This window comes from Nonomuraea sp. NPDC050536 (assembly GCF_044457685.1).
Lineage (GTDB): Bacteria > Actinomycetota > Actinomycetes > Streptosporangiales > Streptosporangiaceae > Nonomuraea.
This window is the reverse complement of record NZ_JBITHD010000035.1, coordinates 1-23,502: the sequence shown is the minus strand read 5'-3', so window position 1 is coordinate 23,502 and position 23,502 is coordinate 1. Positions and strand designations below refer to the sequence as shown.

The 23,502-nt window shown below is 68.5% G+C and carries 24 protein-coding genes and 1 tRNA gene; 15 read left to right on the top strand and 10 right to left on the bottom strand.

Annotated elements, in window-relative coordinates:
- Positions 1-82: 82 nt before the first annotated feature.
- The 4 genes from gyrB to ACIBHX_RS49590 all read left to right on the top strand — a co-directional run bounded on the left by gyrB (position 83) and on the right by ACIBHX_RS49590 (position 5,360).
- On the top strand, positions 83-2,026 hold the full coding sequence (gyrB, locus tag ACIBHX_RS49605) for a DNA topoisomerase (ATP-hydrolyzing) subunit B (protein WP_397075679.1): 1,944 nt from the start codon (positions 83-85) through the stop codon (positions 2,024-2,026).
- Between the two features lie 30 nt (positions 2,027-2,056).
- The gene (gyrA, locus tag ACIBHX_RS49600) at positions 2,057-4,558 is read left to right on the top strand and encodes a DNA gyrase subunit A (protein WP_397075677.1); all 2,502 of its coding nucleotides are present in this window, start codon (positions 2,057-2,059) and stop codon (positions 4,556-4,558) included.
- Between the two features lie 3 nt (positions 4,559-4,561).
- A complete protein-coding gene (locus ACIBHX_RS49595; RefSeq protein WP_397075675.1) occupies positions 4,562-5,173 on the top strand; it encodes a DUF3566 domain-containing protein in 612 nt (203 codons plus the stop codon).
- Positions 5,174-5,286: 113 nt separating this feature from the next.
- Positions 5,287-5,360 (top strand) — tRNA-Ile (locus ACIBHX_RS49590).
- Between the two features lie 352 nt (positions 5,361-5,712).
- On the opposite strand, the gene ACIBHX_RS49585 is transcribed toward ACIBHX_RS49590, so the two are convergent.
- On the bottom strand, positions 5,713-6,261 hold the full coding sequence (locus ACIBHX_RS49585; RefSeq protein ID WP_397075673.1) for an NADPH-dependent F420 reductase: 549 nt from the start codon (positions 6,259-6,261) through the stop codon (positions 5,713-5,715).
- A gap of 21 nt (positions 6,262-6,282) precedes the next feature.
- Between ACIBHX_RS49585 and ACIBHX_RS49580 the strand changes: the two genes are divergently transcribed.
- The 5 genes from ACIBHX_RS49580 to ACIBHX_RS49560 all read left to right on the top strand — a co-directional run bounded on the left by ACIBHX_RS49580 (position 6,283) and on the right by ACIBHX_RS49560 (position 11,041).
- Complete coding sequence (locus ACIBHX_RS49580) at positions 6,283-6,744, top strand: hypothetical protein (protein ID WP_397075672.1); 462 nt, start codon at positions 6,283-6,285, stop codon at positions 6,742-6,744.
- 86 nt (positions 6,745-6,830) lie between these two features.
- A complete protein-coding gene (locus ACIBHX_RS49575; RefSeq protein ID WP_397075670.1) occupies positions 6,831-7,100 on the top strand; it encodes a hypothetical protein in 270 nt (89 codons plus the stop codon).
- A 76-nt stretch (positions 7,101-7,176) separates the two neighbouring features.
- Positions 7,177-9,369, top strand: a complete 2,193-nt coding sequence (locus ACIBHX_RS49570) for an ATP-binding protein (RefSeq protein WP_397075668.1) — start codon at positions 7,177-7,179, stop codon at positions 9,367-9,369.
- A gap of 103 nt (positions 9,370-9,472) precedes the next feature.
- Positions 9,473-10,150, top strand: a complete 678-nt coding sequence (locus tag ACIBHX_RS49565; RefSeq protein WP_397075667.1) for an alpha/beta fold hydrolase — start codon at positions 9,473-9,475, stop codon at positions 10,148-10,150.
- A 69-nt stretch (positions 10,151-10,219) separates the two neighbouring features.
- On the top strand, positions 10,220-11,041 hold the full coding sequence (locus tag ACIBHX_RS49560) for an alpha/beta fold hydrolase (RefSeq protein WP_397075665.1): 822 nt from the start codon (positions 10,220-10,222) through the stop codon (positions 11,039-11,041).
- 270 nt (positions 11,042-11,311) lie between these two features.
- Here ACIBHX_RS49560 and ACIBHX_RS49555 read toward each other — a convergent pair whose 3' ends face one another.
- Positions 11,312-13,531, bottom strand: coding sequence for a helix-turn-helix domain-containing protein (locus ACIBHX_RS49555; RefSeq protein ID WP_397075663.1), 2,220 nt, complete (start codon positions 13,529-13,531; stop codon positions 11,312-11,314).
- 142 nt (positions 13,532-13,673) lie between these two features.
- Positions 13,674-14,300: an alpha/beta fold hydrolase gene (locus tag ACIBHX_RS49550; RefSeq protein WP_397075662.1), complete on the bottom strand. Its 627-nt coding sequence runs from the start codon at positions 14,298-14,300 to the stop codon at positions 13,674-13,676.
- A 94-nt stretch (positions 14,301-14,394) separates the two neighbouring features.
- On the opposite strand from ACIBHX_RS49550, the gene ACIBHX_RS49545 reads away from it, so the two are divergent.
- Complete coding sequence (locus ACIBHX_RS49545) at positions 14,395-15,255, top strand: helix-turn-helix transcriptional regulator (RefSeq protein ID WP_397075660.1); 861 nt, start codon at positions 14,395-14,397, stop codon at positions 15,253-15,255.
- Positions 15,256-15,439: 184 nt separating this feature from the next.
- Here the strand turns inward: ACIBHX_RS49545 and ACIBHX_RS49540 are convergent, their stop codons facing one another.
- A complete protein-coding gene (locus ACIBHX_RS49540; RefSeq protein WP_397075658.1) occupies positions 15,440-15,823 on the bottom strand; it encodes a PPOX class F420-dependent oxidoreductase in 384 nt (127 codons plus the stop codon).
- 59 nt (positions 15,824-15,882) lie between these two features.
- Here ACIBHX_RS49540 and ACIBHX_RS49535 point away from each other — a divergent pair, with 59 nt between their 5' ends.
- On the top strand, positions 15,883-16,335 hold the full coding sequence (locus ACIBHX_RS49535; RefSeq protein ID WP_397075656.1) for a MarR family winged helix-turn-helix transcriptional regulator: 453 nt from the start codon (positions 15,883-15,885) through the stop codon (positions 16,333-16,335).
- Positions 16,336-16,571: 236 nt separating this feature from the next.
- Positions 16,572-17,024: an iron chaperone gene (locus ACIBHX_RS49530; protein WP_397075654.1), complete on the top strand. Its 453-nt coding sequence runs from the start codon at positions 16,572-16,574 to the stop codon at positions 17,022-17,024.
- A gap of 27 nt (positions 17,025-17,051) precedes the next feature.
- Here the strand turns inward: ACIBHX_RS49530 and ACIBHX_RS49525 are convergent, their stop codons facing one another.
- A complete protein-coding gene (locus ACIBHX_RS49525) occupies positions 17,052-17,507 on the bottom strand; it encodes an Lrp/AsnC family transcriptional regulator (protein WP_397075653.1) in 456 nt (151 codons plus the stop codon).
- Between the two features lie 93 nt (positions 17,508-17,600).
- Here ACIBHX_RS49525 and ACIBHX_RS49520 point away from each other — a divergent pair, with 93 nt between their 5' ends.
- Together ACIBHX_RS49520 and ACIBHX_RS49515 are read left to right on the top strand one after the other, a co-directional pair.
- Positions 17,601-18,455, top strand: a complete 855-nt coding sequence (locus ACIBHX_RS49520; protein WP_397075652.1) for an LLM class flavin-dependent oxidoreductase — start codon at positions 17,601-17,603, stop codon at positions 18,453-18,455.
- Positions 18,452-18,877: a nucleoside deaminase gene (locus ACIBHX_RS49515; RefSeq protein WP_397075650.1), complete on the top strand. Its 426-nt coding sequence runs from the start codon at positions 18,452-18,454 to the stop codon at positions 18,875-18,877. The genes ACIBHX_RS49520 and ACIBHX_RS49515 overlap by 4 nt, the downstream gene beginning before the upstream one ends.
- A 93-nt stretch (positions 18,878-18,970) precedes the next feature.
- Here the strand turns inward: ACIBHX_RS49515 and ACIBHX_RS49510 are convergent, their stop codons facing one another.
- The 5 genes from ACIBHX_RS49510 to ACIBHX_RS49490 form a co-directional block, all read right to left on the bottom strand.
- Entirely contained in the window at positions 18,971-19,372 is a 402-nt protein-coding gene (locus ACIBHX_RS49510; protein WP_397075751.1) for a DUF4240 domain-containing protein, read from the bottom strand.
- Positions 19,373-19,458: 86 nt separating this feature from the next.
- Entirely contained in the window at positions 19,459-20,931 is a 1,473-nt protein-coding gene (locus tag ACIBHX_RS49505; protein WP_397075648.1) for an MFS transporter, read from the bottom strand.
- A gap of 215 nt (positions 20,932-21,146) precedes the next feature.
- Positions 21,147-21,713, bottom strand: coding sequence for a transposase (locus tag ACIBHX_RS49500; RefSeq protein WP_397075749.1), 567 nt, complete (start codon positions 21,711-21,713; stop codon positions 21,147-21,149).
- A gap of 267 nt (positions 21,714-21,980) precedes the next feature.
- Positions 21,981-22,622 carry a zf-HC2 domain-containing protein gene (locus ACIBHX_RS49495; RefSeq protein WP_397075646.1) on the bottom strand — a complete coding sequence of 214 codons (642 nt, stop codon included), beginning with the start codon at positions 22,620-22,622 and terminating at the stop codon, positions 21,981-21,983.
- Positions 22,615-23,124, bottom strand: a complete 510-nt coding sequence (locus tag ACIBHX_RS49490) for a sigma-70 family RNA polymerase sigma factor (RefSeq protein WP_397075644.1) — start codon at positions 23,122-23,124, stop codon at positions 22,615-22,617. The genes ACIBHX_RS49495 and ACIBHX_RS49490 overlap by 8 nt, the downstream gene beginning before the upstream one ends.
- Before the next feature lie 147 nt (positions 23,125-23,271).
- Between ACIBHX_RS49490 and ACIBHX_RS49485 the strand changes: the two genes are divergently transcribed.
- The coding region (locus ACIBHX_RS49485) for a hypothetical protein (RefSeq protein WP_397075642.1) at positions 23,272-23,502 on the top strand (231 nt) is incomplete at its 3' end.

Here is a 23,502-nt window from a genome sequence, read left to right as displayed (position 1 = left end):
TCACGACGGTGACGGGCACGGCAGGGGCAGCAAGCATGTATCGCCTCCCCCGCCGCGTGTCCGCGGCAGGAGGATTTCGCACTTGTCCTACGACGCTAGCTCAATCACCGTACTCGAGGGGCTTGAGGCGGTTCGCAAGCGCCCGGGTATGTATATCGGTTCGACCGGCGAGCGCGGTCTCCACCACCTGGTCTACGAGATCGTGGACAACGCGGTGGACGAGGCCCTCGCCGGCTACGCCACCCATATCGACATCACGCTCATGGCCGACAACGGCGTGCGCGTCATCGACAACGGCCGCGGTATCCCCACCGGCATCCACCCTGTGGAAAAGATCTCGGCGGTCGAGCTGGTGCTGACCACGCTGCACGCGGGCGGCAAGTTCGACGGCAAGTCGTACGCCGTCTCCGGCGGCCTGCACGGCGTCGGCTCCGCGGTGGTCAACGCGCTGTCGACCGCCATGGAGGTCGAGGTCAAGCAGAACGGCCACGTCTGGCGCCAGCGCTACGACCACTCCAAGCCCGTCGCGCCGCTGTCGAAGGACGAGGAGACCGACGAGTCCGGCACCACGATCACGTTCTGGGCCGATCCCGACATCTTCGAGACCACCACCTGGAACTTCGAGACGCTCTCGCGCCGCTTCCAGGAGATGGGCTTCCTCAACAAGGGCCTGACGATCACGCTCACCGACGAGCGGCCCGACCACGTCAACGGCGAGCCCGTCAGAGTCGAGTACTACTACGAGGGCGGCCTGGCCGACTTCGTCCAGCACCTCAACTCCAAGAAGGAGCCCGCCCACACCTCGATCATCGACTTCGAGGAGCACGGCGAGGGCATCTCCGTCGAGATCGCCATGCAGTGGAACAACTCCTACTCCGAGTCGGTCTACACCTTCGCCAACACGATCAACACGGCCGAGGGCGGCACCCACGAGGAGGGCTTCCGCGCGGCGCTGACGACGATCGTCAACCGCTACGCGCGCGAGCAGAAGTTCCTCAAGGAGGGCAAGGACGACAACCTCTCCGGTGAGGACGTCCGCGAGGGTCTGACCGCGATCGTGTCGATCAAGCTGGCCGACCCGCAGTTCGAGGGCCAGACCAAGACCAAGCTGGGCAACACCGAGGCCAAGTCGTTCGTGCAGAAGGCCTGCAACGACCACCTGCGCGACTGGTTCGAGCGCAACCCCGGCGAGGCCAAGGACATCATCAACAAGTCGCTGCAGGCCGCCAGGGCGCGTATCGCCGCCCGCCAGGCGCGCGACCTGACCCGGCGCAAGTCGCTGCTGGAGTCCGGCAGCGGCCTGCCCGGCAAGCTGGCCGACTGCCAGTGGAACGACCCCGCCAAGTGCGAGCTGTTCATCGTCGAGGGAAACTCGGCCGGCGGCTCCGCCAAGGGTGGTCGCGACTCGCGCTTCCAGGCGATCCTGCCCATCCGCGGCAAGATCCTGAACGTCGAGAAGGCCCGCGTCGACAAGGTCCTGCAGAACACCGAGGTCCAGTCGCTGATCACCGCGATGGGCACCGGCGTGCACGACGAGTTCGACATCGGCAAGCTGCGCTACAACAAGCTGATCCTGATGGCCGACGCCGACGTCGACGGCCAGCACATCACCACGCTGCTGCTGACGCTGCTGTTCAGGTTCATGCGGCCGCTGATCGAGGGTGGCCACGTGTTCATGGCGCAGCCGCCGCTGTACAAGATCAAGTGGGACAGGCGCGGCGACGACGCCTCCTACGCCTACTCCGACCGCGAACGTGACGCGATCATCGAGGAGGGCATCGCCAACGGCCGCCGCGACCCGCGTTCCCACGACGGCGTCCAGCGGTTCAAGGGTCTGGGCGAGATGAACGCCCAGCAGCTGTGGGAGACCACGATGGACCCGGCCACCCGCCTGCTGCGCCAGGCCACGCTCGACGACGCCGCCCAGGCCGACGAGATGTTCAGCGTGCTGATGGGTGAAGACGTCGAAGCCCGCCGGGCATTCATCATCCGCAACGCACGAGACGTCCGCTTCCTGGATGTGTAGCGCCCGCCGTACTGAAAAGGAAACCTCACTGTGACGGAAGTCACTAATCCGCCTCCCGCCGACCGCATCGAGCCGGTCGACCTCCAGACCGAGATGCAGCGTAGTTACCTCGACTACGCCATGTCGGTCATCGTCTCCCGCGCGCTGCCCGACGTGCGAGACGGGCTCAAGCCCGTGCACCGCCGCGTGCTGTACGCGATGTACGACGGCGGTTACCGGCCCGACCGCGGCTACTTCAAGTGCTCGCGCGTCGTCGGTGACGTCATGGGTTCCTACCACCCCCACGGCGACACCTCGATCTACGACGCGCTGGTACGGCTGGCGCAGACATGGTCGATGCGGCACCCGCTGGTCGACGGGCAGGGCAACTTCGGCTCGCCGGGCAACGACGCGCCGGCGGCCATGCGCTACACCGAGTGCAAGCTCGCGCCCATCGCCATGGAGATGCTGCGCGACATCGACAAGGACACCGTCGACTTCCAGCCCAACTACGACGGGCGCTCGTCGGAGCCGATGGTCCTGCCGGCGCGCTTCCCGAACCTGCTGGTCAACGGCTCGGGCGGCATCGCGGTCGGCATGGCGACCAACATCCCCTCGCACAACCTGCGTGAGGTGTCCGCGGCCGTCAAGTGGGCACTTGCCAACCCGGAGGCCAGCGACGAGGAGTTGCTCGAGGCCGCCATGGCCCGCGTGAAGGGTCCCGACTTCCCCACCGGCGCGCTCATCGTGGGCCGCAGGGGCATCGAGGACGCCTACCGCACCGGGCGCGGCTCGATCACCATGCGGGCCGTCGTCGAGGTGGAGGAGGACAACAAGGGCCGCCACGCCCTCGTCGTCACCGAACTCCCCTACCAGGTCAACCCCGACAACCTCGCCCTCAAGATCGCCGAGCTGGTCAAGCAGGGCAGGATCACCGGCATCGCGGACGTGCGCGACGAGTCGTCCTCGCGCGTCGGCCAGCGCCTGGTCATCGTGCTCAAGCGCGATGCCGTGGCCAAGGTCGTGCTGAACAACCTGTACAAGCACACCCAGCTGCAGGACACCTTCGGCGCCAACATGCTGGCCCTGGTCGACGGGGTGCCGCGCACGCTGCGGCTCGACCAGTTCATCACGCACTACGTGGCCCACCAGATCGAGGTCATCGTCCGCAGGACCCGCTACCTGCTGCGCAAGGCCGAAGAGCGGGCCCACATCCTGCGCGCGCTGCTCAAGGCGCTCGACCGGCTCGACGAGGTCATCGCCCTGATCCGGCGCTCGCCCTCGGCGTCCGAGGCGCAGGTCGGCTTGATGTCGCTGCTGGAGATCGACGAGATCCAGGCGCAGGCCATCCTGGACATGCAGCTGCGCAAGCTGGCAGCCCTGGAACGGCAGGCCATCCAGGACGAGTACGATCAGCTGATGGCGGCCATCGCCGACTACCAGGACATCCTGGGCTCGGAGAGCCGCCAGCGGCAGATCGTCAGCGACGAGCTCGACGAGGTCGTCAACCGCTTCGGCGACGACCGGCGCACCGAGATCGTGGCCTACGACGGCGACATGTCGGTCGAGGACCTCATCGCCGAGGAAGACATCGTCGTCACGATCACCCGCGGCGGCTATACCAAGCGCACCAAGACCGACCTGTACCGGGCGCAGAAGCGCGGCGGCAAGGGCGTCAGGGGCGCGCAGCTGCGCCAGGACGACATCGTCGACCACTTCTTCGTCACGACAACCCACCACTGGCTGCTGTTCTTCACCAACAAGGGCCGTGTCTACCGGGTCAAGGCCTACGAGCTGCCCGACTCGGGGCGTGACGCCCGGGGTATGCATCTGGCGAACCTTCTGGCCATGCAGCCCGACGAAACAGTCATGGAGGTTCTGGACCTACGTGACTACGGCGTCGCTCCCTACCTGGTGCTGGCCACCAGGAGCGGCCTGGTGAAGAAGACCCGCCTGGAGGAGTACGACTCCCCCAGGTCCGGCGGCCTGATCGCGATCAACCTGCGCGAGGACGACGAGGTCATCGGGGCACGGCTGGTGTCCGAGGAGGACGACCTGCTGCTCGTCTCCAAGGGGGCGCAGTCGATCCGGTTCACTGCCTCCGACGACGCGCTGCGGCCCATGGGGCGTGCCACCTCGGGCGTCATCGGGATGCGATTCCTTGAAGGTGACGAACTTCTCGCCATGAATCGGATGGCCGATGGCCAAGATGTGCTTATTGCCACCGAAGGCGGGTACGCAAAACGGACCCCGGTAGAGCAGTATCCAGTTCAAGGCCGTGGCGGTAGGGGTGTGCTAACGGCGAAAATCGTCAGCGCTCGTGGCAAGCTGGTCGGAGCCGTCATGGTCAACCCGGAGGACGAGGTCTTCGCGATCACGTCGGTAGGCGGGGTGATCCGGACGAGTGCCGGCGAGATCAAGCAATCCGGCCGCCAGACCATGGGAGTGCGTTTGATGAATCTCGCCGACGGAGACAGCGTGGTAGCCCTCGCCCGGAACGCCGAGTCGTTGGAGACTTCGGTGGAGAGTGAGGAAGACGGGGGAGGAGAGTAGTACATGAGCGCCCAGGGTGGCAGCAGCGCCAAGACCAAGGCGGCTCGCGAGAACGGGCAGCAGCCCAAGAAGACGACCGAGACCGAGACGTTCGACGCGGTCGAGGAGTCTTCTGAGGAGACGGCGAACGAGACGGTTCACATCCGGCCTTCGCTCACGTCCGAGGCTCCCCCGCAGCAGCCGCCGTTGGTCGAGCTGCCCAAGAAGAAGGGCTCCAGCACCGCCGGAGCCAGGCTCCCCCGCAAGGCCCACCTGGTCCTGCGCCGCATCGAGCCGTGGTCGGCCATGAAGTTCAGCTTCGTGGTCTCCCTGGTCTGCTTCGTGGTGCTCTTCGTGGCAGTCGCCGTCCTGTACGGCGTGCTGTCGGCCCTGGGCGTCTTCGACTCGCTGGTGGACCTGGTCAACCAGCTCGGCAAGGGTGAGAACGGGCAGAACTCGATCCCGATCGACATCGCCTCGTGGTTCGAGCCGGTCCGCATCCTCGGCTACACGGCCCTCATCGGCGCTGTGAACGTCGTTCTCATCACTGCCCTGTCGACGCTGGGGGCGGTCATCTACAACATCGCCTCCGACCTCGTGGGCGGCGTAGAGGTCACCTTCAGCGAAGCCGAGTAGTTCCGCTTCACCCCGTCCGCGGCGCGAGCAGCATCGCGGACGGGGTAAGCTTTTCCTCGTTCGAACTACTGGTTCGCGTCCCCCACGGGGATGCGATACGGTTCGGTGTGCGCGGGGCTATAGCTCAGACGGTTAGAGCGCTTCCCTGATAAGGAAGAGGTCCCAGGTTCAAGTCCTGGTAGCCCCACAGAGTTTGACCAGGTAGAAGGCCAGTTCCCAAGATTTTGGGGCTGGCCTTTTGATCGTCTGCCATCAATTTGCCATCAAGATCGTCCGGCGCCAGGTGACAGAGATCGAGTTCTTATTGAACCGCCGACCACGCCGCGCTGACCAGCGCGATCTTCGCCCTCACAGGCATCCGGATCCGGCGGCTTCCCATCAAGAGGACATCAAGATCACCTAAAGATTCCATGCGTGATCAGCGACCCGAGCGGAACTGAGTCATTGAGGGCTGCGGAGGAAGGTCTCTACATCGGCGGAGACCCCAACGCGCACGCCGAGTCGGGGCGCCGATGACAACGGGTCCCAGCCGCGCATGCTCAGAAGCCGCCTGCGGTTCCGTACCGGTAGAAGTGGGGGCCGATCTGACTGGCGATGGCCCGTGTCAGCGCGGAGCTGTCCTCCAGCAGACGGGCGGCCTGGTCGAGGTCCCCGGCGAAGACCGGGTCGAAGCCCGCGTCTGTGATCAACTGCTCGGTCACCTCGCGGGCACCGGGGTCGGCGGCGTACAGGTTGCTGGGCCTGACTCGCTGCCTCGCGATGTCATCGTAAAGGGCGGCGAAATTGGTGGAGAACGACTTGGCAGTCGGTCCCCCGATGATGGACTTGACCTCGTGGGCCAACGACGGGTGCGCGCTCGTCCGCGGGACGTAGATGTTCGTGGCGTCGATCGTCACCTGCCTGTTAAGCCCCTTGACCCGGGCCAGGGCATCGGCGACGGCCTGCCCGGGTACCGCTATGACGACGACGTCGCTCTCCTCAGCCTGACCGCCCTCGCGGCCGAGTGCGGTGACCTGATGTCCGGCGCTCTGCCACAGGCGGCCCAGCCCGCTCCCGATCCGTCCTCGTCCGATCACCGTGATGTTCATCGCCGCTCCCTGATCATGCGCATGAGAAGTCGCCCTGGCGGACCTGAGTCTGTCCTGTTCGTGGTCATCGCCGTGCTGTGGATCTCCAACCACCGCGTGCTCGGCATGGTCGAGGTGCTGGACCGCTGGACGCTCCAGATCGATCTGGCGCTGCTCGCGGTGATCGCCGCCCTGCCGTTCCCGACCAAGCTCCTCAGCCGTTACAACGACAGCGCCGTAGCCGTATCGATCTACGGCGGGACGATCGCTGTGTGCGGTCTGTTGTTCCTCACCCTGTCAATCCACCTGCTTCGGCGACCAGAGCTCCGCAAGCCGGACATCTCCCGCGGCCGGATCGCGCAGTCGATGTGGCAGTCCGTGGCGATCGCGGCGGTGTTCGCCACTTCGGTGCCGTTGACGCTGATCTCGCCCAGCGTGGCCGAGTACTGGTGGATCGTGAGCGTTCCCCTCCGATTTCTGATCGCGCGTCACTACCGTGACTGACCGTACAGGTGGCGGTGGAGGAACTCGGTGATCACGTTCATCGTGGTCGTGGTGGTCCAGGGCAGGCCGAGGAAGGCGATGTCCCCGTGGCTGGCACCGTCGACGACGTAGCGGGAGCAGCCGTCGGTGACGGGAGGTATCTGGTGAAGTCCAAGCGCACCGAGGCAGAGCTCAAGGACGCCGCGCGGCGGCTCCTGACGCGCAAGAGCTACGCCGAAATCAAGATCACCGATATCACCGCGGAGGCGGGAAAGGCGGTCGGTTCGTGCTACCACCGCCTCGCGGAGAGCCCGGGAGGCGACGACGAGGCCATCGAAACCTTGACCCAGCTGATCGCCCGAGGGCTGATGGGGTGACCACGGTTAGGATTTCACCCGTTTCCCCCAGCGGAGAAGGAGTTGCGCCATCGCCGCCTCACCCAGCTTCGCGGAGTTGCTGCGTCGCCACCGGCATATCGCACGCCTGACTCTGGAGCAGCTCGCCGAGGCCTCCGGGGTGAGTGCCCGGACGCTGTCGGACATGGAGCGCGGACGCAGTAAGGGACCCCAGCAGCGAACGGTCACCGCGCTGGCGGACGCGCTCGCGCTGGACGAGGACGCCCGTAAACAGCTCGTCGAGCTGGCGCGGGAGGGCCGTCTGAAGGATCACTGGGCTCGCCCGACCGGGCTGTGCGAGCTGCCCAGATCGGTCGAGGACTTCACCGGCCGGGCCGCCGAGGTGGCGTGGACGGAGGAGGTCCTGCGGGGCGCCGGGGTGGGGCTCATCTCCGGCCCTGCCGGTCTGGGGAAGAGCACGCTCGCCGTACGAGCCGCTCATGTGCTGCGGCCGAGCTTCCCTGACGGGGTGTTCTTCCTCGACCTGTTCGGCATGTCGCCGCAACCCTTGCCGATCGAGGAGGCCCTGGCCATGCTGCTCAGGGCGCTGGGCGTGGCGGATCAGCAGATTCCGCACGACATCCCCGGGCGTGCTTCCCTTTACCGGTCGCTGCTGCGCGACAGGCGCGTGCTGGTCGTGCTCGACAACGCCGCGTCGGAGGAGCAGGTCCGCCCGCTGCTGCCGGGCGGCGGCGCGACCAGCGCTCTGGTGACCAGTCGCCGCTCGCTGGCCGGGCTGGAGGGGGTGCGCAGGCTGAGCCTGGGCCCGTTGCCTGTCCTCGACGCCGCCGAGCTGCTGAACGGGATTCTGGGCGATCGTCCCGCTTCCGAGCCGGAGCTCGCCCAGCTCGCCGCGCTGTGCGGCGGCCTGCCCCTCGCGTTGCGGATCATCGGGAACCGGCTGGTCAGCCGCCCCGAATGGAATCCGGCCGAGCTCGTCACCCGGATGACGGACGAGGAGCGCCGCCTCAACCAGCTCAAGGCCGGTGACCTCGAGGTCGCCACCGCGTTCGGAATGTCCTACGAACAGCTCGGGACCTCCACCCGCCGGGTCTTCCGCCGCCTGGCCCTGGTACCCGGCAGGGACTTCGACGCCAGCCTCGCCGCAATCCTCGGAGGGACCTCGATCGAGGACGCCTGGGACGCCTTGGACGAGCTCGTCGACCTCGGCCTGCTGCAGGACAGCGCGTCGGGCCGCTACCGCTTCCATGACCTGGTCCGGCTGTTCGCCCGCGACCGGCTGCACGCGGAGGACACCGGAGCCGAGCGCGATGCGATCACCGAGACGATGACGTCGTGGCTGCTGCGCATGGCCACCACCGCCGGACGGTGGTTCGAACCCGCATACGGTCGTCCGGACCGGCCTGAGACCGACCTGTCCTCGCAGGAGGAGGCCGACCGCTGGATCCGCGTGAACGTGGACAACTGGCTGGGCGCCTTGCGGCACGCGGCGAGCAGCGGCGGGCATGCCGCGGTCCTGGACTGCGCGGAGTCGATGCACTGGTTCACCGTCCGCTGGCTGCACGCGCCACACCTGGAGGAGGTCTTCACCCTCGGCGCCGAGGCCGCCGAGGCCCTGGGCGACCAGGTCCAGCAGGCAACTCAGCTCAACTACCTGGCGTGGGTCCATCTGGTGCCGCCCCCCGACCCGGAGACCACGCTGCGGTACACGGCCCAGGCGATGGAGCTGGCCACCCGCAGCGGCGCCACGGCACAGATCGCATGGGCCCACAGCCATGCGGGAGCCGCGCTTCGACGGCTTCGACGGCTCGACGAGGCCGTCGAGTCGTTCACCCTGTCGGCGCAGATGTTCAAGGCCGTCGGCGACCTCGACGCCTACAGCCAGTGCCTGAGCGGCCTCGGTGACTGCCTCTACGACCAGGGTCGCCACGAGCAGGCGCTGGCGCAGTACCTCGACCTCTGGGCCCTGGTGAATGACGACCAGTCGGGCATGACGTCGAGCGTCATGGAGCTCGCCCGGCCGCACACGAAGTTCCGGCTCGGCATGTGCCTGCGGGCGCTCGGCCGCCGAGCGGAAGCGGTCACCGCGCTCACTGAGGCGGTGACTCTCATGGACCGGCTCCAGCTGGCCGACTATCTCCATGCTCTCGCCCTGGAGAACCTCGCGGCCCTGCTGGCCGAGGAGGGACAGACCGAGGAGAGCCGGCGAGCCTACGCGCGCGCCGCCGAGGTGTACGAGGCCATCGGCGACAGTGAGGCGGCCAACCGCAGCCGACCTGACACGCAGTAGCCAGTTCTGCGTCCTGTTCTGCATGGTCCGGCTCGTCGGGCGCGACTTGGATGGAGCTCACAGGGACAGGCGTCGGGCCTGTCCATCCAGGTCAGGAGCGACCATGACCATCAAGAACATCGTGCTCGTGCACGGTGGCTTCGTGGACGGATCCGGCTGGCAGGGCGTCTACGACGAACTCACCAGGGACGGCTTCCGCGTCCACATCGTGCAGAACCCGACGCTGTCGCTGGAGGACGACGCCGCCGTGACCCGCCGGGTCCTGGACTCGCTCGACGGCCCGGCCGTACTCGTCGGCCACTCCTACGGCGGGGTCGTCATCAGCGAGGCAGGAACGCACCCCAACGTCGCCTCGCTGGCGTACATCGCCGCGTTCGCCGCCGACAAGGGCGAATCGGTCAACACCCTCATCGCCGACCCGCCGCCCGGCGCACCGGTGCCGCCGATCCTGCCGCCCGTGGAGGGTTTCCTCTTCCTCGACCGTGACAAGTTCGCCGCCTCCTTCGCGGCCGACCTGCCCGACCAGGTGGCGGCGTTCATGGCCGACTCCCAGGTGCCCTGGGGCGTGAACGCACTCGGCGGTACGGTCACCGAACCTGCCTGGCGGCACAAGCCCGCCTGGTACCTGGTGGCCACCGAGGACCACATGATCCCGCCGCCGGCGCAGCGTGCCATGGCAGAGCGGGCCGGGGCGAAGGTGGTCGAGGCGATCGGCAGCCACGCCGTCTACGTCTCCCAGCCGGCCGCGGTCGCCGACCTCATCCGCCAGGCCGCCGCCTGACGACGACGCGCATCACGCCACCCGGTCCCGGGTGGCGTGCCGTCATCTTCCACTTTGGAGACACAAGCTATGAACCGTTTGAACATGCTCCCGCGCCGCATCGTGCTCACGGCCGCCGCCGCAGGACTGGCCGCCGCGGTGCTCGCCGTACCGTCCGCATCGGCCGCGACCACGACGGCCAAGCCCACGATCGTCCTGGTGCACGGCGGCTTCGCCGACGCCTCCGGCTGGAACGCCGTGATCGACCGGCTCCAGCAGGAGGGGTACAAGACGATCGCCCCGGCCAACCCGCTGCGCGGGCTGCCGACCGACGCGCCGTACATCAACAGCGTCCTGAAGTCGATCGACGGCCCGATCGTGCTGGTCGCCCATTCGTACGGCGGCGCCGTGATCACCAACGCCGCGGTCGGCGTCGCCAACGTCAAGGCGCTGGTCTACATCGCCGCCATGGTGCCCGACGAGGGCGAGAAGCTGGTCGATCTGTTCGGGAAGTTCCCCGGCAGCCAGATCCCCGACTCCGTCCGTGAGGTGCCCTACACCAACGCCGACGGCAGCGAGGGCGTCGACCTGTACCTCAAGCCGGACAAGTTCCGCGGCGCGTTCGCCGCCGATCTGCCCGTGTCCACCACGCGTCTCATGCAGGCGACCCAGCGCCCGTTCGCCGCCTCGTCCTACACCGACGTGACCACCGGCGCCGCCTGGCACACCATTCCCTCCTGGGCGCTGGTGGCCACCGAGGACAAGGCCATCCCGCCCGCCCTGGAGCGCTTCTTCTACAAGCGCGCCAAGTCCCACGTCTACGAGGCCAAGGGCGCCTCGCACGTGCCGATGATCAGCCAGCCCGGCCTGGTGACCCGCGTCATCCAGGACGCGGCTCGTGCCGTCGACTGACCTGGAGACCGTCCGCGGCAGGGTGCGGGTGGATGAGCTGAAGAGGGTCCTGATGCACGAGCACGTGTTCGTGACCACGCCAGAGATCCAGCTCAACTACCCGCACCTGTGGCGGGAGGACGGGAACAGGTCGCACCGAACTGGCACCACACCCACATCCACGACCCACCCCACCGGCCTGGCCGGCCTGCCGTGGTGGGAGAGGTCGGTTAGGTGCATGTCCTCCAGCGTTCCGGTGGGTGAGCACGCGGTAGAGGACCACAACCGCGATCAGGGCGTGAAGTTTCCTGCCAGATCGTGGCAGCGGGTGCTCGATTCGGCGTCCCCGATTGCCGCGTACACCTCGGCGGCTCGCGCATAAGCATGGCCGCTCTCGACTGCCCGGCCCTCCTCGGCCAGCAGAGCCGCCAAGGTATCCAGGGAGCGGGCCTGCGGGGCGAGCAGTTGAGCCTGTTCCATGAGGTCGATCGCTTCGGTGAGCTTGATGATCGCTTCGGTCCGGTGGCCGAGCGATCCCAGGCACTCACCTATGCGGGCCAGCGCGATCGGCCGGGTGAACGCCGCGATGCTCGGCGTCATCCCCGACTGGTCGTCGTCCACCAGGGCCAGCAGGTCGAGGTACTGCTCCAGTGCCTCGCTGTAGCGCCCGGCGTCGCGAAGGCAGCTGCCGAGGGCGCCGAGGCATTGGCCGTACGAATCGATGTCGCCGACGGCCCTGAACAGGTCCGCCGCTTGGGTTTCCGCCGCGGTGGCTTCCTTGAGCCGTCCGAGCTTTCGAAGCGCGCCACCGGCGGCGTGATGGGACGAGGCGATCTGCGCCGTGTCGCCCACCGGGGTGGCGAGGTCCAGCGCCTGGGCCGTGTATCGCAGCGCGGCCTCCGGGTCGTCTCGCGGGATCAGCTGGACCCAGGCCAGCAGGTTCACCTGCCCGGCCTGCCGGGCAGGATCGCCCAGGGCGGCGGCGGCCTCGGCGCCGAGGGTGAAGACCTCCTGCCAGTGCGGCGCGTGCATCCACCGGTCGGAGAACCAGTCCATCGCCTCGGCGCAGTCGAGGACGGCGGAATGCCGGCCACTGCTCGCCGCATGCCGCAATGCGGCCAGCCAGTTGTCCACGTTCACGCGCAGCCACGAGTCGGCCTGGTCTTCGTCGAGGGAGGACAGGCCGGCGTGGGCGGGTTCGAACCGCCATCCCGCCGTGGTGGCCATGTGCAGCAGCCACGACGTCGTCGTCGCGGTGAGCGCGTCACGCTCGTCCGGGGTTTCCTCCTGCTGAAGCCGGTCGCGGGCGAAGAGCCGGACCAGGTCGTGGAAGCGGTGGCGTCCCGACGCGGTGTCCTGCAGCAGGCCGAGATCGACGAGCTCGTCGAGGGCGTCCCAGGCCTCCTCGAGGGGGATACCGCCGGCGGCCGCGGCCAGGGCGGCGTCGAAGTCCCTGCCCGGCACCAGGGCGAGCCGGCGGAAGACCCGCCGCGTCGAGTCGGCGAGCTGCTCGTAGGACAGCCCGAACGCCGTGGCGACCTTGAGGTCGCCCGCGCTGAGCTGATCCAGGCGGCGCTCCTCGTTGGTCAGCCGGGCGGCGAGGTCGGCGGCGTCCCAGCCGGGCCGGCTGACCAGCCGGTTTCCGGCGATCCGCAGCGCGAGCGGCAGACCGCCGCACAGCTGCGCGAGCTGCCAGAGGGCCGATCCCTCGTCCGAGGTGTCGCGGTCCTTGAGGATTCCTGTCAGCAGTTCGGTGGCCTCCAGCAGAGGTAAGGGCCCGAGGCCGAGCCTACGGACTCCTTCCAGCCCGGCCAGCAGGCGGCGGCTGGTCACCAGGGCCTTGCTCGCGCCGCTGCCCGGCAGCAGCGGACGCACCTGCTCCTCGGAGGCGGCGTTGTCGAGGACGACCAGAACCCGCTTGTCGCGCAGCAGCGATCGATACAGCGAGGCGGCGTCTCCCGGGATCTGCTGATCGGCGCTGCCGAGCGCGCGAAGCAGCGGGCCCAGGGCCTCCTCGACGGGCAGCGGCCGCGCGGACATGCCGAACAGGTCGAGGAAGAACACCCCGTCGGGGAAGTCCGGCCGCAGGGTGTGGGCGGCGCGTACGGCCAGCGTGGTCTTGCCCAGCCCGGCCGATCCGGTGATGAGCGCGACGCCCGACGCGTCCCCGGCGTGCACCAGCTCGCGGGTCCAGGCCAGTTCCGCGGCTCGGCCGGTGAAGTCGTCGACGGCTTTGGGCAGCTCGCACAGCCCAGTCGGGCGGGTCCAATGATCACGCAGGCGGCCCTCGCGGGCCAGCTCGACGAGCTGCTCGCGGTCGGCCTCGGCCAAACCGAGAGCGTCGGCCAGCGCGGTGACGGTTCGGTGCCGGGGTCCCTTGCTGCGCCCGCGCTCCATGTCCGAAAGCGTCCTGGCGCTGACCCCGGAGGCCTCGGCGAGCTGCTCCAGGGTGAGGCGTGCCGTGTGCCGGTGGAGACGCAGCACCTGCCCGAAGCTGGCTGAGGCGGCCAACGGGTACCCCTCTCATCGGTGTTACGAACCGCGTAACACTTCCAAGTATCTGATCATTTCCGGTACGGCCAGCCGTACCGCCGCATCGTCGCCCGGACCGGGACCCGCGTCCGGGCGTGGGCAGGACGGCGGTGCGAAGCGATCAGCGGGCACTCGCCAGCAGGTCCTCCGGGAGTGTCCACAGGCGGCGGGCGTTGTCCGGGTCGACGGCGTAGCGGGCCACGCCGCGGATCCGGTTGGGGTGGGCGCGGAATCCCCGGGCGAGCTCCTCGACGGCGTCCCGGACGATCTCGTTGAGGTAGCGGCGGCTGAAGGCCATGAGCATCGAGAACCGCGGAAAGATCTCGGAATCCTCGCTCAGGTCTCGCCAGACCTTCAACGTGTTGCGCAGGTACTCGTCCTGCGTGTGCGCCAACCCCGACACCGGAATGAGCCTGCGCACCAGTTCCGGCCGGGTGGCCGCGAGCGACAGGACGACCACGGCGCCCAGGGAGAAGCCGACCAGGTCCACCGGCGCCTGCCCACAGTCCTCGATCACCGCGGCGAGCTGCCGCCCCGGCGCCTCCAGGGTCAGCGGTCCCCCGTCGTCCTCCGCCACGTCGCTGCCGCCGAGGTCGGGCAGGATCACGGTGTTGCGATCGGCGAAACGTTCGGCGATGCCGTCCCACATCACGGAGCCGGGGCCGGTGCCGTGCACCAGGACCAGCGCGGGTCCGCTGCCGAGGGTGCGGTGCTCCGTCAAGGTCAGGTTCTTCGTCAGGCCGTCCACCGTGCCAAGCCTGCCGGCCGTTGTGGAGCGGACCGGATCCCCTAGGACAAGCAGTCTTAGACTGCGACATTTCGGAATACTGCAGGATGGGGTCATGGATCGTGTGGAACTCGCCGACTTCCTTCGCCGCTCCAGGGAGCGGCTGCTGCCCGGGGAGGTGGGGCTGCCTTCCGGGCCGCGCCGCCGTACTCCTGGACTGCGGCGGGAGGAGGTGTCCCAGCTCGCGGGCATATCGGCCGACTACCTGATGCGGCTGGAGCAGGCGCGCAGCCCGCAGCCGTCGACGCAGCTGCTGGCCGCGCTGGCGCGGGCGCTGCGGCTGACGCGCGACGAGCGTGACCACCTCTACCTGCTGGCCGGGCACCGCCCCCCGGCCGGGCCGCGCGCGGGCGAGTACGTCAGGCCCGGCCTGCTGTACCTGATGGACCGGCTGGTGGAGACGCCCGCGCAGCTGATGACCGATCTGGGCGACGTGCTGGCGCAGAACGCAATGGCCGAGGCGCTGTTCGGCTGTCACTGCACGATCGAGGAGCCCGACCGCAACGTCGTCTGGCGCTGGTTCACCGACCCGTTCAGGCGCGAGGCCTATCCCGAGGAGGAGCACGCCGAGCGTTCCCGCCTGCACGTGGCCGACCTGCGCGCGGCCGTGGCCCGCCGCGGCAACGACCCGGTCGCGACGGCGCTGGTGGAGCGGCTGCGCGCGGCCAGCGAGGAGTTCACGCGGCTGTGGGAGCTGCACGAGGTGGCGGTACGGCGGGCCAGCCGGATGCGCCTGCGGCACCCCGCGATCGGGCCGATGGAGTTCGACTACGAGGCATTGCTCGCCCCCGCCGAGGACCAGCGGCTGCTCATCTTCACCCCGCCGCCGGGCTCGAAGACGTTCGAGGCGCTGGAACTGCTGCGAGTGGTCGGCCCGGAAACCGCCCACCGCAGCCACCGCATAGGCGCTCGATAACCCCCGCCACCAGGGCTCTGCACGTGGATCCAGACCGCGGCGGGAGACATCGCCGGACCAACCTATGACCTCGGATACGGCTGGTGGTGGGTCGAGTAGTGGTGCGTCGTCAACCATGCCGTCCGGGCATCCGTGGATCGGACTGCTCGGCTTCAAGGACGCTTTGGGTCACCGAGGGGCTGGGTCACTGGCTGGTGGTTTTGACTGGGCGGACCACGATGACTACCCGGCGTTCCTTGTCGCCGACGGGCGGGTCGTACGGCAGGTCGTAGCGCCTGGCCAGGACGTCGAAGAAGGTGCCCTCCGTGTCGGGCTCGATCGCCTCGACCAGGCCACGGATCTCCAGATAGCGGTACGGCTGGTCCGGGTCGTTGACCGAGATCGATACGTGGGGATCGGCGGTCACGTTGCGGCACTTCTGCCGGTCCGTGGTCGTGGTGAACCGCAGCACCTCACCGTCCCAGATCTGCCAGACGGGCTGTACGTGCGGGACGCCCTGGGGCCCGATCGTCGCCAAATGGACGAACAGTGGTCGGGTCAGCAGGTCCTCATGGCTCTCAGGAATCATGTGTCCTCCTCGCAGGTATCGCCGAAGTTATCAATGCTTTGATGATTATCGCAAATGCGATGATGGACAGTAAGCTGTACCCCATGGGCCCCGAGGAGCGGCTCGGCCTGGACATCAAGCGCGCCGAGCAGGAGTTGATGGCCGCGAAACATGCCGCGGTGAAGCCGACCGGCCTGACCGTGCCGCAGTACGCCGCGCTGTTCACCCTGGCCGGCAACTCAGGTATCAGCGCCGCGGCCCTGGCCCGAGCCTGTCTGGTCACCCCGCAGGCGATGAACGTCGTCCTGAAGAACCTCCAGGAACGCGGCCTGGTAGAACGCACCCCGCATCCCTGGCACGGGAACGTCCTGGAGACCACTCTTACCGAGGAAGGCAGGGCGGTCTTGGCCGCCGCCGATGCCCGCGCGGTCCAGATCGAGCGGGCGATCGCCGACGAACTCACCCCGGACGAGCGTGACACTCTGCGTGCCCTGCTGGAGCGCTGCATCAAGGCCGTCCGAAGCGCCACGTAGATCGCCCTTCGCACGCAGGTTGCGGCAGCGAGGTGACCAGCGACGCGGGCCCGGGTGAACCGCCAGGTAGGCGAGGAGTCGACCTGGACGAGCGGCGGGCCCAGGCGACTCCGGTCCTCTTGAGATGTCCACACCCTGTGGAGGAGCGAGCTCCCCCGGCGCGTTGGCCGCTGGTGAGCCGGATAAGCTCCCTGCTCACGAGCTCGCACATCAAGATCATCAAGGGGAAGTCCGCCATGAGCAGCACCGAAGGCAGCGCGTACGAGGGATTCACGGCCGAGGAGCGGGCCGCGATGAAGGACCACGCCAAGGAGATGAAGACGGCAGCGCGCCGCAACTCGCGCGCGGACAAGGCGGCGGAGGCGGAGCGGGACGTGCTCGCGAAGATCGCCGAGATGCAGGACTCGGACCGGATCATGGCTGAGCGCGTCCATGCCGTCATCACGGCCGCTGCCCCGGCCCTCGAGCCGAAGCTCTGGTATGGGATGCCCGCCTACGCCCTGGACGGCAAAATCGTCTGCCACTTCCAGAGCGCGGAGAAGTTCAAGTCGCGCTACGCGACGCTCGGGTTCAGCGACCAGGCGAAGCTGGACGAGGACCCGATGTGGGCGGTCGCTTTCGCGCTGACCGAGGTGACCGCCGAGGTGGAGGCGCAGATCGGTGCGCTCGTGAAGCGGGCGGTGAGCTGAGGCGCCTGCCGTACGGACCGTCGATCTTCAGGCGTACGGGGCTCGCTGCGGACCGCGGTACGGCAGCGTCTGGCTGTAAACGATGCTGGTCGTCGTGCTTCCGAACTCGGCGAGCTCGCCGACCAGCCGTTCCAGATCACGCATGGACGCCGCGGCGACCTTCAGCGTGTAGCAGTCGTCACCCGTGGTCCGCAGGCACTCCAGGATCTCCATCCGCTCGGTGAGCAGCCGGTGCAGCGGCTCGTGCCGGTTGCCGGGATACTTGAGGCGTACGACGGCGAGCACCGCGAATCCGACCTTCTCCAGGTTGACGTCGGCGCGGTAGCCGGTGATGACGCCCATCGATTCGAGGCGTCTCACCCGTTCGGTCGTCGCCGAGGAGCTGAGGTTCACCCGCCGTCCCAGCTCGGTGATCGGGACGCGGCCGTCCTGTTGAACCTCCACGAGGATCGCCCAGTCGGTCGCGTCAAGATTCTCGGCCATCCGGCAAACATACCGGCAAAACCACGGACATTTGACGCGTACGCCGGAAGGACTCTCTTAATCCCGGGGTGGCCACCTGGATAGCCTGAACCGGTGCGAATAGGTGTGAACGTTCCGAACTTCGGGCCCGGCACTGACCCCGCCGTCCTGCGCAGCTGGGCGCAGACGGTGGAGGGGCTGGGCTTCGATCTGCTGATGGTCTCCGACCATGTCGTGGTGACGCCCGATGTCGCCAAGCAGTATCCCGAGCCGTTCTATGAGCCGTTCACCACCCTCGCCTGGCTCGCCGGCTTCACCAGCCGGGTACGGCTCGGGACCACGGTGCTCATAGCGCCGTACCGGCACCCGCTCCTGACCGCTCGCATGGCCGCCAACCTCAACCAGCTCAGCGGCGGCCGGCTGGTCCTCGGGGTGGCGTCCGGGTGGGCGCGGCAGGAGTTCGCGGCGCTCGGCGTGCCGTTCGACCAGCGCGGGAAGCTCACCGACGAGGTCCTCCTTGCGCTACGGGCCGCCCGGGACGACGCCGAGGACCATCGCGCCAGACCGATACCGCTCTGGATCGGCGGCAACAGCGACGTCGGCATCCGCCGGGCGATCCGGCTCGGTGACGCGTGGCACCCGCTCAGGAACACCCTGCCCTGGCTGCGCGAGGCAGTCGACCGGATGAAGGCCATCTCGGGCGAGCGTCCGGTGCCTGCCTTCGCCCCGCGCATCATCCTGCGGATCACCGGCTCGCACGTCACCAGTCCCGACCGCCTCGCCGGCGAGGGCACCATTGACCAGGTCGTCGAGGACCTGGAGCAGCTACGGCTGCTCGGTGCCGAGACGGTCGTGCTCGACCCGTTCGACGGCGATCCGGACGAGACCCTCCACCCCGAGGCGAAATGGCAGATGCTCGCAGCCGTCGCCGCACATTGGGACCTTCACCCGCGAATGGAGCAACCGTGAAACAAGATGAGGAACGACTTCTGCGCCGCGCGATCGAGCTCGCCGCCGAGGCGCGGGCGGGCGGCAACCCGCCGTTCGGATCGCTGCTGGCAGGTCCGGACGGCCGCGTACTCGCCGAGGAGCAGAACACCACGCTCACCGACGCCGACATCAGCGCGCATCCAGAGCTGAAGCTGGCCTGCTGGGCGGCCCGCGAGCTCGATCCCGCCACCGCGGCCGCCACGACCATGTACACGAGCTGCCAGCCCTGCGGCATGTGCACGGGCGCGATCCAGCGGTCCGGGCTCGGCCGCGTCGTGTTCGCCCTCTCCGATGAGCAGCTGACCGGCCTCAAACCGGGTGGTGGCTGGCCGCAGGTGCCGCTGGAGGGCCCGGCCCTGTACGACGAGGCGCGCGTCCCGGTCGAGGGCTACTACCAGTGAGTCGCCGTGGGCGCGGCCCAGACCGCGCCCACAGTGTTCGCCTCGTGCCACACGATGGCATTCCGGAAGGCGAAGGAGACCGGACGGTGATGCCTAGATCCGCGGCGCGCGGCCGTACAGGGCGCGGATGTAGTGGTTGCAGCGGGGGAGTCTGCGCTCTGACTCCGCCCGGTCCTCCAGGTGCCATTGTTCGCCGCTGGGGCTCGGCGACGAGGAGAACTCTGGCATTCGAGCCTCGAGAGCGCGGTAGAAGAGGTCGCTGTCCTTGCCCGTCGCGCGCTCCCACGCTTTGACGGGCACGTAGTCGAGTGCTTCGAGGTCCGGAAGGTCCTCGTCGGTGCGAGGGATGCCGTCTCGCTGCATGGCGAGGAAACGCCGGACCTCGGGAACGTCCACGAGGGTGTCCGGGTCGTCCACGACCCGTTCGAAGGTCTCACGGCCCAGGCCGACCAGCCACATGTGGAAGTACCAGTGGCTGTCGTCGCCGCCGGTCAGGTACAGGGCGTGCGTCGGGGGGCGCTTTGCCGTACATGGGGGGAGGCCGCTGGTCCGAGGGTGGATCAGCGGCCTGGAGGGTGGGGTCAGGCGGCGGTGGGGATGTTCTCGGGCTCGGCAACCGGGGTGTTCTTGCGGTCGCGGATGAGTGCGAAGGCGAGGATGGCCGCCGCCAGGACGCCGAGGGCGCTGATGGTGAAGGCGGTGGACATGGCGGTGGCGAAGGCCTGGCGGGCGGCGTGGGCGAGGCCGGGGTCGGCGAGGGCGAGGGCGTCGCCGATGGAGCGCCTGGCCGACGAGGGAGCGGTGGCGGGCAGGGCGGCCGAGTAGCTGCCGGCCAGGAGGCTGCCCAGGACCGCGACGCCGAGGGCCGCGCCGGCCTGCTGGATCGTGTCGTTGAGGGCGGATCCGACGCCCGCGTGCTCGGCGGGGATGGTGCCCATCAGGGCGGCGATCGCGGCGGGCATGGCCAGGCCGCCGCCGGCGCCCAGGACGAACAGGGCGATCGAGGTGATCAGCGTGCCGGAGTCGGTGGACAGCGTGGCCAGCAGGCCGAATCCGGCGGCCATGACGGCCATCCCTGCGACGACCATCACCCGGTTGCCGAGCTTGGCGCCCAGGCCGGCGCCAAGGCCGTTGAAGACGAGCGAGGCCACGAACATCGGCAGGAACGCGAGCCCGGCCTGGGTGGGCGTGTAGCCGAGGACGAACTGCAGGTACTGGGTGAGGACGAGCAGCAGGCCGCCGTTGCCGACCTGGACCAGGGTGAGCGACAGGCTGCCGCCGGAGAAGTCGCGCTTGCGGAACAGGCTCAGCGGCACCATCGGGTACGGGGTACGGATCTCCCAGGCGACGAAGCCGGCCAGCGCGACCACGGCGACGACCAGGGAGGCGATGGGAAGGCCGTGCGGGGCCTCGATGATGGTCCACACCAGCGCGATCATGCCGACGATGGACAGCAGGGCGCCGATCGGGTCGGCCTTGGTCTGCGGGCCCTTGGACTCGGGCATCAGCACCAGCGCCGCGATGACGGCCACGACGGCGACAGGCACGTTGATCAGGAACACGGCGCCCCACCAGAACCAGGCGATCAGCGCGCCGCCCAGCACCGGGCCGCCGATCAGGCCGACCATGGCCACAGCACTCCAGGCGGCCATGGCCTTGCGCCGCTCCTCCTCGTCGAAGACGGTGATCAGGATCGACAGCGTGCTCGGCATGATCAGCGCGCCGCCGATGCCCATCACCGCCCTGCCGGCGATCAGCTGGACGGGATCGGCCGCGAAGCTCGCGGCCAGCGAGGCCGCCCCGAACAGCAGCAGACCGATGACCATGATCCTGCGGCGGCCGAAGCGGTCCGACAGGCTGCCGGCGGTCAGCAGCAGCCCGGCGAACACGAGGATGTAGGAATCCAGGATCCACTGCGTGTCTGACGCGTCGGCGCCGAGGTCCGCCGCCAGCGGCGGGATCGCGACCGTCAGCACCATGTTGTCGATCACCAGCACCAGCGTGCTGAGGCACATCACGACCAGGATCCACCAGCGACGTGGGTGACGTTGCATCGTTAAGCCCTTCCGAGTACGGCGTCCTCTCGATGCGAACACTGTACGCTCAGGGGTCGATGTACGCAAGCGCGCACGATGTACGCAGCTAGACCTCGTGGCTGCCGATCAGGACCTGGAGGGGGCGCCGGGCCAGATGACGATGTCGGCGTCCAGCCCAGGCTTGATCGCCTGGACGCGCCGACTAGATGATTGATTCCAAGGTGTGAGCTTGGTCAGTGGTCGTAGGCGATCAGGGATCGTTTCACTGGCTGGTTGGTGTGGTCGTTGTGCCAGATCACTGCGGTCAGTGCCAGGATTGGGACGATCACCCGGGCGATGACGCCCGTTGCGGTGCGGGCGCCGTGGCAGGTTGAGTTGGCCCTTGAGGGTCTGGTTGATCGACTCGATGGTCTGGCGTAATGGTTTGAACAGGGGTGTTCCGGCGTCTGGGGTTCGCCTTTGCGGGTTTTGCGGAGCAGCGCGAGATCGCGTTCGGCCAGGGCGGTTTCGACGTCGCGGTCGTAGTAGTGCATGTCGGCCAGGGCGGTCTGGTGCCGGTGGCGCATCAGCGGGTCGGGGTCGGTGTCGAGCATGTCGAGCAGGGTCAGTCGTTCGTCGGCGTTGGCGCCGGTGATGGCGAAGGCCGGGGGGAGGCCGCTCAGGGTGCGCAGCAGGTGGAGTCGAGGGCCCCAGAAGAAGCGGGTGTGGGAGGCGCTGTAGCCGTGCTCGGCCCATCCGGCCAGGGCGCTGCGCTGGGTGGTCTGGCGGGATCGTCCGCATTCCACGGGGGTGGAGTCGATAGGGGGCCAGGTCGGGGAAGGCGATCAGATGATCGTCGATCTTCACGTACGGTGCGGTGGCGAGGGTGTTCAGATCTTTCGTCACACATTGATCTTGGACACCCTCGCCCATGTCTGCAGACGATCAGCAAACCTCAGCCCTTGGAATCAATCATCTAGGTGAACCAGAAGCTCGGGGTCGGCCATCATCAAGCGCCGCGCTGGGGAGCTCCTGGTGATCGCGTAGGTGGGTGGCAACCCGGTTCGACAAACGCTCCGCGCGGGTCGTCAACGGCTGATCGGTGCGCGGAGCACGGCCGGGCCGCCGGGTACGGTGCTCAAGCCGAGCGCGACCGCCTCGTCATCCTGCACGGCCGCCGACAACTCCATGGTCAGCCCCATACCCCTCGCGGTGAAGCTCCCCGCCGGGATCCGGCTGCCATCGCGGTTTTCCAGCCAGACCAGATAGCGCTGGCCGGTGGTCAGGCCGCTGACCGACAGATCCACGGCCGTGCCCCACGGGCGTACGTCCAGCTCGGCTGAGACCCGCATACCGCCGGAACCGTACGCAACGATGGGCCTGTCCGTGTTGAACACCCCAGAAAGGCCGGAAAGCAGCGTCACCACCGCGATCGCGGCCGCCACGAGCCCCCCGGCCCAGGCCAGCCGGCGCCGTCGCCTGTGCGCGTGCCGGGTGCCGACGGCGGTCAGTACGCTCTCACGCAGCCAGGGCGGCGGCGCGGGTGGCGGGGAGACGCGGGCGGGGTCGGCGTGGCCGAGCGCGCCGGCCACCGCGCGCAGCCCGTCCAGCTCGGCCCGGCAGCCGTGGCAGCCGTCGGCGTGCGCGAACAGCGCGACGGTCTCGACTTCGGGCAGGCGGCCGAGCGCGTGCATCCCAAGAAGAGGCTGATAGTCGCGGCAGCTAATCACCGTCCCACCCCATCTCCTCCATGACCAAGCGAAGCGCCTTGAGCGCGTAGAACACCCTGCTTCGCACCGTACCTGGAGGAATACGCAGTTCGGCGGCGAGCTCAGCGGGCGCCCGGTCACGCAGATGGACCTCCACCAGGATGTGCCGCTGCTCCGGCGACAGGCGCCGCAGCGCCTCCTCGACCTGCATGCCGAGCAGCAGCCCCTCCAGGTCGTTGCCCGACGGCAGGTCCTCCCCTTGCTCGGCCGAGAGCTGCGGCCGCACGGACCGCGCCCGCATGAGATCGATCACCACATTCCTGCAGATCGCGAAGAGCCAGGTGCGCGGGGACGACTGCCGGTGGTCGTACCGAGCCGCGGTACGCCAGGCGCGGACGAAGGTCTCCTGCACCGCGTCCTCGGCCAGCCCAGGGTCGCCCAACGACCGCCTGGCGAAGGCGAACAGCTCGCCTCCGTGATCGTCGTAGACCGCCCGCAACGTGGCGTCGTCATCCAGCCGCACGCGTCCTCCTCTCATTCCCCGGGGCATACGGAACGGATCGCTGCGGCGTTCATCCATTTTCATTGAACTTTCACGTGAACGCGACGCGCGGTGGCTCCGTACCCCCTCCCGTCATCAGCGACATCAGCAACCGACGGAGGAGACGACATGCGTAGAGGTGTTTGGGCGGCGGCGCTCGGGGCGGCAGTCTCGATGACCATGGTGTCAGCGGTTCCCACGCTGGCGGACACCGCGTCCGGGTCCGAGCAGCCCGCCGACGTACGTATCCACTCGCCGCGGGCCGGCGCGTCGACCGGGGTGGAGGGAGCGGCCTGGACGATGGAGCTGTCCGTCCACTACCGCGACGGCCTCAAGGCTGCGGGGTGGAGCGGGCCCCAG

What these genes read in the sequence shown, in the direction of transcription:
- ACIBHX_RS49505 (WP_397075648.1), bottom strand. Translation starts at nt 20,931, where the DNA reads ATGCAACGTCACCCACGTCGCTGGTGGATCCTGGTCGTGATGTGCCTC.
- ACIBHX_RS49525 (WP_397075653.1), bottom strand. Translation starts at nt 17,507, where the DNA reads ATGGCCGAGAATCTTGACGCGACCGACTGGGCGATCCTCGTGGAGGTT.
- ACIBHX_RS49545 (WP_397075660.1), top strand. Translation starts at nt 14,395, where the DNA reads ATGGATCGTGTGGAACTCGCCGACTTCCTTCGCCGCTCCAGGGAGCGG.
- ACIBHX_RS49565 (WP_397075667.1), top strand. Translation starts at nt 9,473, where the DNA reads ATGACCATCAAGAACATCGTGCTCGTGCACGGTGGCTTCGTGGACGGA.
- ACIBHX_RS49585 (WP_397075673.1), bottom strand. Translation starts at nt 6,261, where the DNA reads ATGAACATCACGGTGATCGGACGAGGACGGATCGGGAGCGGGCTGGGC.
- ACIBHX_RS49540 (WP_397075658.1), bottom strand. Translation starts at nt 15,823, where the DNA reads ATGATTCCTGAGAGCCATGAGGACCTGCTGACCCGACCACTGTTCGTC.
- ACIBHX_RS49560 (WP_397075665.1), top strand. Translation starts at nt 10,220, where the DNA reads ATGAACCGTTTGAACATGCTCCCGCGCCGCATCGTGCTCACGGCCGCC.
- ACIBHX_RS49535 (WP_397075656.1), top strand. Translation starts at nt 15,883, where the DNA reads ATGATGGACAGTAAGCTGTACCCCATGGGCCCCGAGGAGCGGCTCGGC.
- ACIBHX_RS49530 (WP_397075654.1), top strand. Translation starts at nt 16,572, where the DNA reads ATGAGCAGCACCGAAGGCAGCGCGTACGAGGGATTCACGGCCGAGGAG.
- ACIBHX_RS49595 (WP_397075675.1), top strand. Translation starts at nt 4,562, where the DNA reads ATGAGCGCCCAGGGTGGCAGCAGCGCCAAGACCAAGGCGGCTCGCGAG.
- ACIBHX_RS49580 (WP_397075672.1), top strand. Translation starts at nt 6,283, where the DNA reads ATGAGAAGTCGCCCTGGCGGACCTGAGTCTGTCCTGTTCGTGGTCATC.